This window comes from Phnomibacter sp. (assembly GCF_036803085.1).
GTDB lineage: Bacteria > Bacteroidota > Bacteroidia > Chitinophagales > Chitinophagaceae > Phnomibacter.
In genome coordinates this window covers 1-14,029 of sequence record NZ_DAIRUZ010000007.1, presented here as the reverse complement: position 1 = coordinate 14,029, position 14,029 = coordinate 1, and the positions used below count along the sequence as shown (strand labels likewise).

Genomic DNA, 14,029 nt, shown 5'->3' with positions numbered 1-14,029 from the left:
ACGGATGTTATACATTTAACCAGTTTATTTATTGCTTATGAAACGATTATTGCTGCTTGCTATGGCTGCTTCCTTTTTTGCTTGCAAAAGCACTCCGGATAATGTGTTGTATCAGTCGGATGAGTTTACCGTGTACACCGATAAAGTAGTACAGGGTAATTACGAAGCCACAGTAGTTTCGCCTACAGAAATTCGTTCCAACTATGTGAGTGCTGCCAGCCAGCAGTTTAGTCGTTTGGTAAAATTTAAAGTGAGCATCAATGAAAAAGACAATGAGATGCTGCCGGGTCAGGACCATTGGGTGCTGATTGGTGATGAACATACATCAGACATCAAAACATTCGGGCAAAATGATGGCGCTGTACCGGCAAAAGATCCGGGCTTTTTACCTCCCAACTACGAGTATACATTTCGCATCAATATGGCACCGGTGCTGCGTCAATTTGCGGCACAAGGGTATTTTGAAGCATTTGATGGCAGTAAGGTAGCAAAGGCCGATTTCAAAGGATTTTATTTGGCCGGAGGAAGCGAGCCACTTACTTGGGATTTTGTGAATCTCGATGAACAGGGATTGAAACTGACGGACGAAGACAACGATTCTGTGTATAGCATCAAACTCAAACTCAATCCGCTCAACCCCGAAGACACCGCTGCTAAAACATGGAAGCTCACAAATGACCTTTCCGCAAAGCCTTCTTACTCGTCGGAACAGCCCATTGTTGATGCCTTGTTCAACCTGAGTTTGGAAGAATCACTCAAGAATATTGAACCCGATACTACGTTCAGAACGGGTGCCAAATGGGGTGGTGTATGGACCCGTGACATCAGCTACAGCATTTTGTTGGCCTTTGCTTACCACGAACCAGAAGTAGCCAAGCACAGCCTCATGAAAAAAGTGAAGCGGCGTCGTATTATACAAGATACCGGTAGCGGTGGTGCATGGCCGGTCAGCAGTGACCGTACCACCTGGGCACTGGCAGCATGGGAAATATACAAAGCCACCGGCGATACTGCATGGCTGCGCAATGCGTATGAAATCATCAACAATAGCTTGCAAGATGATGCCAAAGTGGTTGGACTTACCACATCGGGCATGTACAGTGGCGAGTCGTCTTTTCTCGATTGGCGGGAGCAAACCTATCCCCGCTGGATGGATAACAAAGACATTTATATGAGTGAAAACCTCGGCACCAACGCCGTGCATTTTCAAGTGCACAACATCTTGAGTTTGATGGCGAAAGAACTGGGTATGGATGCCGGCAATCATGCAGCGACTGCACTTAATATTCGTACAGGTATTAATAACGTACTCTGGATGGCAGACAAAGGCTATTACGCCCAATACAGCTACGGCCGTGCATACGCCAATGTGTCGCCACGATTTGAAGCATTGGGTGAAGCACTTGCAGTATTGTTTGATGTAGCAGATAAAGAGAAAGCAAAAAGCATCATTGCCAAATCGCCAATCACACCTTATGGTGTTACTTGTATCTATCCTCAAATCCCTAATATTCCACCTTATCACAACAATGGTATTTGGCCTTTTGTACAATCGTTTTGGAATTTGGCGGCAGCCAAAGCCGGCAACGAGCAAGCGTTATCGCATGGCCTCGCAGCTATTTATCGTGCAGGTGCTTTGTTCCTCACCAACTACGAAAACTTTGTAGCCGAAACTGGTGACTATGCAGGAACAGAAATCAACAGCGACCGCATGTTGTGGAGTATGGCTGGTAATCTGGCGATGGTGCACCGGGTGTTTATGGGCATTCAATTAGAGGCCAATGGCATTCGTTTTCAGCCGGCAGTGCCTACTGCATACCAAGGCAGCAAAACGCTGCGCAATTTCAAATACCGCAATGCCATGCTCGATATAACGGTCAATGGCACGGGCAATGTGATTGAATCCATTACACTGGATGGAAAACCATTGGCAAATGCATTTTTGGCAGGTAATACCATTGGCAAACATCAGGTGGTCATCAACATGAACAATCAGTCTTTTGACAAGGATGGTATCAACATGCAGACGGTACATTTCAGCCTGCCCGATCCACAAGTAACATTGAATGGCAACCAACTCAGCTGGAAGGCCATTAACGGTGCCCGTAAGTATTGGGTGTATAAAAATGGGGCTGTTATCAGCAAGCAAGCCGATCCGGGTTTTGTGATTACAGATACTAATCTTGCTGAATACAAAGTGAGTGCTGTTGATGGAAAAGGCTATGAATCATTTACCTGCGAACCTGTATTGTACGGCCGTCAACAGCAGCAACTACAGGTAGAACTGGAACAGTTTGCTGCACCATCTTCTTTGCCATATTCTGGTTTTACAGGCAAGGGTTTTGTAGCCATCAGCAATACTGAAAACACAGTATTGAACATCACTGTTCAAGTACCAGTTGCTGGTCGTTACTTGATTGACTTTCGATATGCCAATGGCAGTGGCCCATGGAATACGGATAACAAATGTGCCATCCGCAGTTTGTATGTAAATACGCACTATGCAGGCAGCTTTGTGTTTCCGCAACGGGGCAAAGATGAATGGAGCGAATGGGGCTACAGCAATGCACGGTACGTGAATTTGAATGCCGGCACTAACAACCTGCAACTCAAGCTGGAGTCATGGAACATCAACATGAATGTAGATGTGAACACGGCAATGCTGGATGCCTTACGATTGGTGAAGATGTAAGGTTTAAATTTGGTTTTGCCACAGATGCGCAGATTAAATGGATATGAGTACCGGCTTTGTCACAGGCCAGGAGGCCAGCGACAGCTGCAATAAAAAAGCGACCAACATTTGTTGGTCGCTTTTTGCTTTTCTATGTATCAGGTTACTTGAGTTCACCAACCATTTCGGCAGGAATCACCCATGCATCAAATTCTTCTGGTGTTACATAGCCCAGCTTCACCGCCATTTCTTTCAGCGTAGTACCTTCTTTGTGGGCTTTCTGCGCTATTTCAGCAGCTTTGTAATAACCAATCTTGGTGTTCAAAGCCGTCACCAGCATCAGGCTGTTGTCTACGTGCTTTTTAATGTTGGCTTCAATGGGTTCGATACCTACAGCACATTTATCGTTGAAGCTGACACAACCATCGCCAATGAGGCGGGCACTGTGCAGGAAGTTGTAAATCATTACCGGCTTAAATACGTTCAGTTCAAAATGACCGGTAGCACCGCCAATGTTGATGGCCACATCGTTGCCCAACACTTGAGCAGCTATCATGGTGAGTGCTTCGCACTGGGTGGGGTTTACTTTACCGGGCATGATAGAAGAACCGGGCTCATTGTCGGGGATGAAAATTTCACCAATACCACTTCGAGGTCCTGAGCTGAGCATGCGGATGTCGTTGGCTATTTTCATGAGGCTCACTGCCACAGTTTTCAACGCACCATGTGCTTCCACAATAGCGTCGTGAGCAGCAAGGGCTTCAAACTTGTTTTCAGCTGTTACAAAAGGCAAACCGGTGAGAGCTGCAATATGCTTCGCTACATTTTCGCTGTAGCCTTTTGGCGTGTTGATGCCAGTACCTACGGCTGTACCACCAAGCGCCAGTTCACTCAGGTGTTCCAGTGTATTGTTAATGGCTTTTAAACCATGGTTCAACTGGCTTACATAACCACTGAACTCCTGACCGAGTGTAAGTGGTGTAGCGTCCATAAAGTGGGTACGGCCAATCTTCACCACGTTCATGAAAGCCTTGCTTTTTTCGGCCAGTGTATTGCGCAGCTTCTCAATGCCGGGGATGGTTACTTCCAGCAAAATTTTATACGCTGCAATGTGCATGGCAGTCGGGAAAGTATCGTTGGATGACTGTGATTTGTTCACGTCATCGTTAGGATGTAAAAACTTCTCCTTATCGGTAAGGCTGCCACCATTAAGCACATGGCCGCGGTAGGCCACCACTTCGTTTACATTCATGTTGCTTTGTGTGCCGCTACCCGTTTGCCACACTACCAGCGGAAAATAATCATCGAGTTTGCCTTCGAGAATTTCATCGCACACCTGGCCAATGAGTTTGCATTTTTCTTCGGGCAGTACACCTGCTTCAAAGTTGGTGATGGCCGCCGCTTTTTTGAGGTAAGCAAATGCCCGAATGATTTCTTTGGGCATGCGGTTGATGTCTTGCGCAATTTTAAAATTGTCAACACTGCGCTGGGTTTGTGCTCCATAGTACGCATTCACGGGCACTTGCACTTCGCCCATTGTGTCTTTTTCTATCCGGTAGTCCATATATGTGTTTTTTAAAAGTTCCACAAGTTCACAAGTTCCAAAGTTCAATGGTTCACAAGTTGGGATGTTGAAAGCGGGTCAAGTTAATGCTGTGGAAAGATGTATATCCTAACATCTGTCATCTGCCATCTAACATTCAAATTGGTTGCGCAAATGTAGCTGATGTGGTGCAGACGCAGCTGTCATTTAGCAGTAAAAAGCATGACGATGGAGTGTTTTTAAACTGTCGAATGTCATAGCATTTATGGGCAATCTGTCCGAAACTTGTAATTGCAACGGATGCTTGGCGAACAACATTGCTGATGCTGCATGAAACAACAAACGACAAGACGAGTGGGCAAGACAAGAGGCTGTTTCAAATCTTAATGTTTACCAGTAAAACTTTCATATGAAATATCCCGGCCGCATTATCTGCAAGGGCGATACCGACACCCGCATTGTAAAAGCCATTCAAACAAGATTACAACAACTGGGCATCGATCGGTTTGATGGCACCGGTGTTTTTGGCCCCAAAACGGAGCAGGCCATTCGCTTGTTTCAGGCCCGTTTTACCGATCAGGAAGGCATGCCATTGGCCATAGATGGCGAGGTGGGCAGCATTACCTGGGAGGCGCTGTTTGGCAAGGCCAAAGTGCCCGATAACCACAGCACCAGCAGCAAATGGACAGAGGCGATGCTGCAAACCGCCCGTGGCGAAATAGGTGTACTGGAGCAACCCACCGGCAGCAATTGGGGGCCCCGTATTAAAAAGTATTTACACACAGTGGGCATCAACTTTCCGGCAGCATGGTGTGCCGCATTTGTGTACTGGTGTTTTGAAGAAACAGCACTGGCGGCAGAAAAGCCCAACCCGTTGGTAAAAACAGGCGGCGTACTGGCGCATTGGAACAAAACCACCGGCAAAAAAATAACAGCAGAAGAAGCGGTGAATAATCCGGCACTGATAAAGCCGGGACAAATATTCATCATGAACTTTGGTGGGGGACAAGGACATACCGGCATTGTAGAAAGTGTGCAGGGCGGTTTCATTACTGTGATAGAGGGCAATACCAATGATGGTGGCAGCCGCGAAGGCGTGGGTGTTTTTCGCCGTACAAGAAAAATAGCGACGATTAATAAGGGGTTTATTGAGTATAAGATTTGAGGGATTTAAACACAGAGGAATTGGAGGTTGGCACAGAGGTACACAGTTTTTTTTTGAACCACGAAGAAGCACGAAGAGTTTGCAGTTGGCAGTATGCTCCCGGTAGCTGTCGGGATTGCAGGGCAACAGTTCGACTACTGCAAATTGTGAATTGCAAACTGCAATCTATTTCTTTTGAATCACGAAGGCTCAGAGACAAAGAGTAGCACAAAGGATGTGTGATTGCTTTCTATTTACTTATTGCCTATTCCTTATTTCCTGCCTGTTTTCACACCCTGTGTACAAGCAAAACCAACTGCGTATAAAAAGAGTGGTAGTTTACTGTTCAGAACTACTCTCCCAGAATTTTAGTACCAACCATTCAGCTCACGGCAACATCCGTGGGCTGGTTGATTTTATGGAGGCAGGCACAATAGCTGCACATGGCTGAAGGGCTGGGGGATAGAACGGGTAGCTGGCCTGAGGCACGAAGGCCACTACAAGTGATAGCCCCAACTGCAGCTGCTGATTGCACTGCAGTTGACAGCCCCACAATAAAAACATAACGCTAACGGATATGTGCTACGGCATAGGGCAATACATAATAACAAAACAGGGTGATGAGTACAACGGCGATGAGGTTCATCACCAGGCCCGTTTTAATCAAGTCGGCAAGGCGGAGGCGGCCGCTGGCAAACACAATGGCATTGGGCGGAGTACCCATGGGCAGCATGCTGGCGCAACTGGCGGCCAGCACCATGGGCGTGGCCAATAGCAATGGATCGAGCTGCATGGCATCGGCCATTCCAGCCAGCACGGGTGCAAATACAATGACCTGTGCTACGTTGCTCAGTATTTCGGAAACGAAAATGGACACCAGCGTTATCACCAGCACCAATACAAACAGGTTACTGCCGGCACTGGCAGCCATCCATTTACCCAGGCTGTCGATAATGCCAACTTCATCGAGCTGGTTGGCCAGCGAAATACCGCCGCCAAACAACAGCAAAATGCCCCATGCCATTTTGTGCGTGTCGGTCCACTCGAGTAGCTGTCGGCCAATGCCTTTGGTATCGCCACTGGGCATGGCAAACAGCAGTATGGCACCCATTACGGCTATCAGATTATCATCGAAACTGGTATGCAGTTTGGTATTGATGAGGTCTTTGAAAATCCACAGAAAAGCGGTGAGGCAAAAGATAACGAGCACCCTTTTTTCGGGTACACTCATGCGGCCCAGTTGCTGCAGTTCGTGTTGTATTACTTGCCTTGCTGCGGCATTGCTTTTAATTTGGTTGCGGTACAGCACACGGGTCATCACCCAATACAAGGTAAACATGAGGATGATGGAAATGGGTACGCCAATAATCATCCAATCGGCAAACTGAAAAGTGTAGCCGTAAGTCTTTTTCAGAAATGCAGTGTACGATACATTGGGCGGCGTACCAATGATGGTGGCAATGCCGCCAAAGTTGCTGGCGTAGGCAATGCTCAAAAGCAGGCAAATGCCCATGTTGCGAATGGCTACGTCATTTTCTCGGTTGCGTTCGAGCACCTGCACCACACTCATGGCTATGGGATACATCATCATGGTGGTGGCGGTGTTGCTGAGCCACATGCTTAAAAAGCCGGTGGCCAAAATAAAGCCGAGAATAATGTGGTTGCCGCTGGTACCTGTAAACTTGACTACGTTTAAAGCGATGCGGCGATGCAGGTCCCATTTTTCGATGGCGAGGCCAATCATAAAACCACCCATGAATAAAAAGATAGCGGGATTGGCGTATGGCGCTGCTGCATCTGCAGTGCTGCAAATGCCCAACAGCGGAAACAACACAATGGGCAATAAAGAAACAACAGCCATGGGCAATGCTTCGGTAACCCACAGTGTTACCATGAGCCCGGCGCAGGCTACAGCTTTTTGTGCCAATGGTTGTAGTCCAAAAGGATTGGTGGCCCACAAGAAAATAAACAGGGCCAAACTACCCAACTGGAGCCAGCCATTTTTTGACAGAACGAATCGCATAGTTGGCGGACAAGATATTGATAAAAGCAAAACACAAAACGAGTTATAGGGCAGGTAAAAGGATAATGATGATTTTCTGTTGTTTTGTGCACTGGCTCTCAAACCTTAGCTTTGCCGCCCCATACAGAGAGGTGCCCGAGTGGTTGAAGGGGCTCGCCTGGAAAGCGGGTATACGGGAAACTGTATCGAGGGTTCGAATCCCTTCCTCTCTGCTTTTTACACTGCGAAAAACGCTGCAAAACGCTGCAAATCAACGCTTTATACATTATTTGAGTTTCTGGAAAAGTGCAAATGTCTCCGAAATTACACCACGTTTTGGTGTGATTTTAGAGACATTTTTTTTGGGCATTTTGGACTGCTGCGATATGCTTCATTTTGCATGTTTCTAAGTTCCACCAACACGTCAATTTTAATCATCAAAATGATTGACCGTTATGTTGGATTTCATGGACATTCGATTTGGCTTCATGCTGAGAAACACATCTCCGAATAAAAAGGGCCAATTCCCCATCATTTTTAGAATCACTTTTCGCAATGAGCGAAGAGATCTTTTTACAGCATTGTATTGCAGTAAAAAAGACTGGAATGCATCCGCCGGAAAATTTGACCGCAAATCAAAAATGGCTGTTGAAGGCAACCGCAATCTGGAAATGCTGCACCGGAAAGCTGCCAATGCATTTGATCAGTTGCGGTTCAATGGCGACGTGTTTAGCCTGGAAGAATTGATTGATAAAATCAAGGGCAAAGAGGAGCGTCCGCAATTGCTCATCGACTACCTGCGGGAAGGTGCCGAAAAAGTAAAGCTTCGTGCAGGGGTGGACGTCACCAAAGCCACGTATGAAAAATACCGGCGCAGTGTTTTGCACACGGAAGAATTTCTGATGAAAGAATTCAAAGTGCGGAACTATAGCATCAACCGCTTAAACACCCATTTTCTAGAAAAGTATTTTCGATACCTGCGCACCACCCGCAATTTGCAACACAATACAGCAGTAAAACATTTGTCGTTTGTAAAAACGGTACTACTGCCAGCCATAAGAGCTGGTGTGATAAAAAATGATCCCTTTCGGGAATTGAAGCTCCGGTTGAAGCCGGTGTATCCTGGCTTTCTCAACCAGGAAGAAATTGATAAGCTAGTGGCGTTAGAATTAAAGGACAGAAACATGGCCCGTAAGCGGGATATCTTTTTGTTTGCCTGTTATACTGGTCTGGCTTATGTAGACTTAAAGGGTTTGAAAGGTGAGCATATTTTTCAGGAAAAGGATGGTAGTTATTACATCATCAAAGCGAGGCAAAAAACGGGTGAGCAAAGTATTATTCCGTTGCTGCCTGCTTCAGCCCGTATTCTTCAGTCTTACAGCCCTACCGGAGATATCAGAGATTTTATGTGGTATGTTTCCTCCAACCAAAAAATGAATGAAGGCATTAAAATACTCGGCCAGATGGCGGGGATTGAAAAACCGCTGCACATGCACCTTGCCCGGCACACGTTTGCCACAACGGTCACGTTGAGCAATGGTGTTCCTATTGAATCAGTGAGTAAAATGCTGGGGCATGCTACCATTAAACAAACGCAGCACTACGCCAAAGTTGTCGCCTCGAAAATAAAAGATGATATGTCGAAGATTATGGGGCTGTACCAGTAGTAAAAAGTTATAAAAATAAATTACATAACAAGAAACACCCCTGAAAGAACCGCGTCGGAGTAATTTAAAAAAAGTATGTTGAGATGCAATTAATGCATTGTGAGGTGATACACATCTGACTTATTCCGTTGAATATCGCGGATCAAGAACCCACCCGGTTCCGGTATCTTTTCCCACAAATCGAAGCTGCTGCAGGATTTCGGCAGTGCGTCAAACACAAGTGTGAAGATGTGTGGTTTATTGGCTGGAATTGTCAGCCAATTGGGGTAAATGCCAATATTGTATGCGTGTATCAGTTGCACTTTTTCGCTTGCTGGAAATGGCACCAAATAGGTAGTGGGCCAAATTCGAATCCATTCCATTACATCAGTGCTGTTATAAGTAACATGCAAAATAACCTGTCCTTCTTCGGCATGTTGAGCCGAAAGGGCCAAACGGGTGGCTTCATCTATCTGTACTACCGTTTCTGTTTGTATGGAACAGGTTGGAAGATTGAGAATCATATTTGGGCGGGTTTATTGAAAACGGGCACAAAGTTTTCTGAATTTGATTGCAGTCTATTTGCAAAGTATCCTCACCTATTCAACAAATAGCTGGTACTTCTTCCGACAGCTTTTCCGTATGGAACAAAGACGCCAATTTACAATAGCTGTTGCAAATCCTTTGCAGGTTATGCCATAAAAGGTGATCGCTATTTTTAGTTGGTATGAGCCAATTGTAAGGTTTATTCGGCTCACGGTAAAACCAGCTTCGCAAATAGGTTGGTATTTTGCGTAGTAAACTTGTATCATGAAATACGACGTTTTCGGCGATATACACGGGTATGCGCAGGAGTTGGAAATACTGTTGCAGCAATTGGGATACGAAAGGAAAGGAGGTGTGTACACACACCCGGCGGGAAGACAAGCTGTATTTGTGGGTGATTACATTGACAGGGGGCCGATGATACGGGAGACATTGCACCTCATCAAAGACATGTGCGATGCTGGTAACGCTTTGGCAATAATGGGCAATCATGAATTCAACGCAATTAGTTTTCATACGCCACATATTGAGAAAGGTGGATTTTTCCGTGATCATTCGCTGACGGAAATTGAGCAACACATCGATACGCTCAAACAGTTTAAACACGTAGAGAAAGAGTGGCAGTATTTTCTTGATTGGTTCAAAACGCTGCCGTTGTTTCTCGATCTTGGCTACATACGTGTGGTGCATGCCTGTTGGGATGCAAAGCACATTCAATGGCTGAAAGAAAATTATACGGGTATCAATACCGAAATCCTTCGATTGGCCAATGATAAAAGCAATCGGGGCGAAGGATTTACCGTCATCAACGAAACACTGAAGGGCAAGGAATACACGTTGCCTGAGGGACATTTTTTCTTAGATAAAGGAGGAGTGCTGCGCAATGAGAGCAGAATAAAATGGTGGACGCCAAAAGCAGCTCCAATCGCTTTCAATCACTATCTGATGGATTGTCCTCCTGAATTGGCGAATGAAAGTTTGCCGGATGATGTCGAACCATTTTCATACACAGATCATGTGCCTGTATTTTTCGGACACTATTGGCTGAAAGGAAAGCCGTCTATTGAAAACAATGCTGCTATTTGTCTTGATTACAGCGTGGCAAAACACGGATATCTCGTTTGCTGCAGTGTTGACGTAATAGACCATAAACCTGTTATGAAACTATCCTATCAGAAAGCGCTTCAAAGCAGATAGAAGCGCTTTGCAAATACATTGCTATCTGTGCGACCATCTTTGGTGTATGCGGCTTTAGTGGTCTTGATTTTTCCATTTGTGCGTATCGATAAGAAGCTGCTGTAAATCGCTTTTAGTATGATTGCGAACGCTGATTGCAATGCCGTTTTTTTGGCCGATCTTTTTCCTGTGCAATTTCCGGATATCTACCGCCGATTGGTGTTTCAATTCGACCGGTATGGTATACATCACGGATTGATTCCTGGTTGCAAGGATATTTGGGTAACCGACTTTATGCCGTTGCAGACCAAGGACGATTATTTTGTGCATTACAAATACGATCCGGATTACCTACAAGCAAAAAAGTGGCAAAAGACCATTTCGAATACCAAAGCGATTTGCGAAGCCATCGAATTGAGAGCTACGCCACTCACTATAAAGCTGGATGGTGGCAATGTGGTATCCTGCGGCAACAAAGCAATTGTAACCACCAAAATATTCAAGGAAAACGAAGGATGGCACGAATATGCTTTGAAGCAAGAAATAAAAGCACAGCTTAAAGTGGAACAACTCATCGTCATTCCACAAGAACCGAATGATCCTATTGGTCATGCGGACAGCATGGTGCGATTCCTCGATGAAAACACCGTGTTGGTCAACCATTATCCCAATACAGCACCGTACCGTGATTTTGGCCTTGCCTTGCGGTGGAGCCTGCACAACGCAGGCTTGCATTGCCGCACTTTTCCTTACTACGCCTGGAAAAACAAAGACGCTTATGATGCCACCGGCTGCTACCTCAACTATCTGGAAGTTGGTCCATATATTTTTATGCCGTGGTTTAACATATTCGAGGACATGGAAGCAGATATTTCTTATCAGGATGTGTTTGGAGGCCGACAAATTATCGGCATTGTTTGTCCGGAATTAGCCAAGAAGGGTGGGGTGCTCAACTGTGCTACCTGGAGAGTAAAGCTGACCGATGATGATATTTTTACAAGGCCGAAGGCATTGTTATTAAAATAAATTACATCTATGGGTTATACTGTTCAATTCTAGCGTTTGCTTTCGCAGTTGTGCAATTAAAATTTAGTAGAAGTAGAACATGTATTCAATCCGGTGTTTACATTTAGTAATGTGGATAGTATTGATGCCAGTGTAGAAAAAGACATGGCATTGCCTGATTTGGATACTGTCAAAGATATGTATAGGCCTCCTTTTATATGTTGCAACTTACTCTTAACTAATTCGCATCATAGGGAATTATTCATCTTTAAAAGTTTTTTTAAATAAAAAGCTATAACTTAACCATATGATTTGTGTTACTGCAAATCATCATTTCAAGTTAGCGACATGAACGACAGAAGGAGAAGGCTATAGACTTCTCTTTTCTGTTTATAATTATTTTTGATATATCATATATATGTATTCAAAAAAAGTTAAAACACCAAGCGATTTTCTTCTATTGTCGAATGAGTTAGAAAACATTCGAGATTTTAGTGGGTTAGCTGTTCTTCTAGGAGTAAATCAAGACTATCTATTGATGAACATACTTCCTAGTTATACTTGTTTCGAAATAAAGAAAAAGAGTACCCTAAGAAAGGTATACTATCCTGAATATTATGTCAGTGAAATTCAGAGAACTTTGAATCTTTATTTGACCGCTTCATATTTGACAAATTACTACTTGCCTACTCAATTGCCAGTTCATTCTTATATACCACGAATCACATTAACAGAGCAGTCTGATTCTGATATTTGTCGCAACAACAAGTCAAATGCTGAAGTTCACTTTGGGAGTGAAAGGATATTGAAGCTAGACTTAGCGAACTTTTTTCCTTCAATCAAGAGTATCCATGTTAGGGATGGATTAAGAAGACTTTTGCCAAGATTACCTCAATATTGTATTGAATGGCTTGTACATCTAACTACTTTTGAAGGATTTCTTCCGGCCGGCGCACCCACATCTCCAACTATTTCAAATATTATTTTATATGACTTCGACAAATTTGCCAATTCGATAAATGGTATAAAGTATTCTAGATATGGAGACGATCTTACCTTTTCTGCAATTGACGGAAGAATAAATTTAAAGCAGGTAGAAAGGGATGTCAAAATTGAACTTGAAAAGTGGCAATTTCAAATTCAAGAAGCAAAAACATTTTTCCTCAGAAAGGGGCAGAGGTTGAGAATTACAGGTGTTGTTTTAAATGAAAAATTAAATATTAGCCGTGAATATCTTAAGTGGCTCAGGGCAGTAGTTTATTCATGCGAATCGATTGGAATTGAAAAGGCCGCAACTAAATATGGGGATAGGTATTTTGAGAAGATGCTTAACTCAACAAGAAAGAAGTATCGATATATTGGTGTTTATGTTGATAAAGGGCTTATTAAGAAATGTATAACTAACAAAGAGTTGGTATCATTCTTAAAAGCTTCACTATTGGGTCATATTAGTTATGTTTCTAGTGTTAGAGGAAAGGACGATGTCTATGTTCAAAATCTTAGAAATCGATTCATAAACTGTTTAAGAGAGGAGGGTTTAGAAAAGAAAGAAATTGAATTTGAAGCAAAATCATTTAAAGAGAATGAAAATTTAGTTTACATAACTAATGCGACATCTCAGTCTGTTGTTTATTATGCTTATGTTTTTCTTAAATCTGCTAAACTGTCAGATGATGACATCAATAGGCTCAGAAAACATTTTTCTTACAAAGATTCCAGTAACATTGATTTCAAAAAGATAAAAGAAAATTTCATCAATCAGAGTATCTATTTTCTTGAATTATATAACTATATGTTTTATAGGGATAGATTCAAATTATTTTATGAGAGCCTAAGTGATGATGAGTGGAATCAACTCTTTAATAGGGATCAAAATTTTGCTAATAAAAGAACTTATCCTCGATGGATTTATCATTTAGATTTTAACTGTTCTAATATTCGAAATAATTATAATGAAGAAGGCGTTTTTCATCCAAATTCCGGCGTGTTTTTTGAAGAAGAGAAAGCCAACCAAGTTTACAATGCATATTTGTTAGAGAAAAATTTTCTAGATCAACTAGGAATGAGAACCTGCCTTATCTGTCAGAGCAACATTTCGGAATTTACCTAAGCGTGGTTACGGTAGTATAAAACACTTTGTGTAAATTTAATCGGTAACTGTATTAGAGAAAGATTCTTTGTAGGTGTAGTGAAGAGATTACAGATGACCAGGCTGCGCAAAAAGCCGTTTATCTGTGTAATTGGTAGTATAAAACACTTTGTGTAAATGTATTCTATAGCTGTGTTCAGAGGTAAG

General features: G+C 43.5%; 9 protein-coding genes and 1 tRNA gene. 7 read left to right on the top strand and 3 right to left on the bottom strand.

Features of this window, described 5'->3' with window-relative positions; translation table 11 throughout:
• The first annotated feature begins 37 nt into the window (after nt 1-37).
• Entirely contained in the window at nt 38-2,692 is a 2,655-nt protein-coding gene (locus V7Q13_RS13555) for an alpha-L-rhamnosidase-related protein (protein ID WP_333801210.1), read from the top strand.
• A 142-nt stretch (nt 2,693-2,834) separates the two neighbouring features.
• On the opposite strand, the gene fumC is transcribed toward V7Q13_RS13555, so the two are convergent.
• A complete protein-coding gene (gene fumC / locus V7Q13_RS13550) occupies nt 2,835-4,235 on the bottom strand; it encodes a class II fumarate hydratase (RefSeq protein ID WP_333801209.1) in 1,401 nt (466 codons plus the stop codon).
• Between the two features lie 388 nt (nt 4,236-4,623).
• On the opposite strand from fumC, the gene V7Q13_RS13545 reads away from it, so the two are divergent.
• Nucleotides 4,624-5,379 carry a CHAP domain-containing protein gene (locus V7Q13_RS13545; protein WP_333801208.1) on the top strand — a complete coding sequence of 252 codons (756 nt, stop codon included), beginning with the start codon at nt 4,624-4,626 and terminating at the stop codon, nt 5,377-5,379.
• A gap of 547 nt (nt 5,380-5,926) precedes the next feature.
• On the opposite strand, the gene V7Q13_RS13540 is transcribed toward V7Q13_RS13545, so the two are convergent.
• The gene (locus V7Q13_RS13540) at nt 5,927-7,381 is read right to left on the bottom strand and encodes an SLC13 family permease (RefSeq protein ID WP_333801207.1); all 1,455 of its coding nucleotides are present in this window, start codon (nt 7,379-7,381) and stop codon (nt 5,927-5,929) included.
• Between the two features lie 125 nt (nt 7,382-7,506).
• On the opposite strand from V7Q13_RS13540, the gene V7Q13_RS13535 reads away from it, so the two are divergent.
• Together V7Q13_RS13535 and V7Q13_RS13530 are read left to right on the top strand one after the other, a co-directional pair.
• A tRNA-Ser gene (locus V7Q13_RS13535) sits at nt 7,507-7,593 on the top strand.
• 234 nt (nt 7,594-7,827) lie between these two features.
• Nucleotides 7,828-9,027, top strand: a complete 1,200-nt coding sequence (locus tag V7Q13_RS13530) for a site-specific integrase (RefSeq protein WP_333801206.1) — start codon at nt 7,828-7,830, stop codon at nt 9,025-9,027.
• Between the two features lie 89 nt (nt 9,028-9,116).
• On the opposite strand, the gene V7Q13_RS13525 is transcribed toward V7Q13_RS13530, so the two are convergent.
• The gene (locus V7Q13_RS13525; RefSeq protein WP_333801205.1) at nt 9,117-9,530 is read right to left on the bottom strand and encodes a hypothetical protein; all 414 of its coding nucleotides are present in this window, start codon (nt 9,528-9,530) and stop codon (nt 9,117-9,119) included.
• Between the two features lie 286 nt (nt 9,531-9,816).
• On the opposite strand from V7Q13_RS13525, the gene V7Q13_RS13520 reads away from it, so the two are divergent.
• The 3 genes from V7Q13_RS13520 to V7Q13_RS13510 all read left to right on the top strand — a co-directional run bounded on the left by V7Q13_RS13520 (nt 9,817) and on the right by V7Q13_RS13510 (nt 13,843).
• Nucleotides 9,817-10,749, top strand: coding sequence for a metallophosphoesterase (locus V7Q13_RS13520; protein WP_333801204.1), 933 nt, complete (start codon nt 9,817-9,819; stop codon nt 10,747-10,749).
• Between the two features lie 117 nt (nt 10,750-10,866).
• Complete coding sequence (locus V7Q13_RS13515; protein WP_333801203.1) at nt 10,867-11,754, top strand: agmatine deiminase family protein; 888 nt, start codon at nt 10,867-10,869, stop codon at nt 11,752-11,754.
• A 397-nt stretch (nt 11,755-12,151) separates the two neighbouring features.
• The gene (locus tag V7Q13_RS13510; RefSeq protein ID WP_333801202.1) at nt 12,152-13,843 is read left to right on the top strand and encodes a reverse transcriptase family protein; all 1,692 of its coding nucleotides are present in this window, start codon (nt 12,152-12,154) and stop codon (nt 13,841-13,843) included.
• Nucleotides 13,844-14,029 lie beyond the last annotated feature (186 nt).

What these genes read in the sequence shown, in the direction of transcription:
- V7Q13_RS13510 (WP_333801202.1), top strand. Translation starts at nt 12,152, where the DNA reads ATGTATTCAAAAAAAGTTAAAACACCAAGCGATTTTCTTCTATTGTCG.
- V7Q13_RS13525 (WP_333801205.1), bottom strand. Translation starts at nt 9,530, where the DNA reads ATGATTCTCAATCTTCCAACCTGTTCCATACAAACAGAAACGGTAGTA.
- V7Q13_RS13515 (WP_333801203.1), top strand. Translation starts at nt 10,867, where the DNA reads ATGATTGCGAACGCTGATTGCAATGCCGTTTTTTTGGCCGATCTTTTT.
- V7Q13_RS13520 (WP_333801204.1), top strand. Translation starts at nt 9,817, where the DNA reads ATGAAATACGACGTTTTCGGCGATATACACGGGTATGCGCAGGAGTTG.
- V7Q13_RS13555 (WP_333801210.1), top strand. Translation starts at nt 38, where the DNA reads ATGAAACGATTATTGCTGCTTGCTATGGCTGCTTCCTTTTTTGCTTGC.
- V7Q13_RS13540 (WP_333801207.1), bottom strand. Translation starts at nt 7,381, where the DNA reads ATGCGATTCGTTCTGTCAAAAAATGGCTGGCTCCAGTTGGGTAGTTTG.
- V7Q13_RS13530 (WP_333801206.1), top strand. Translation starts at nt 7,828, where the DNA reads ATGGACATTCGATTTGGCTTCATGCTGAGAAACACATCTCCGAATAAA.
- fumC (WP_333801209.1), bottom strand. Translation starts at nt 4,235, where the DNA reads ATGGACTACCGGATAGAAAAAGACACAATGGGCGAAGTGCAAGTGCCC.
- V7Q13_RS13545 (WP_333801208.1), top strand. Translation starts at nt 4,624, where the DNA reads ATGAAATATCCCGGCCGCATTATCTGCAAGGGCGATACCGACACCCGC.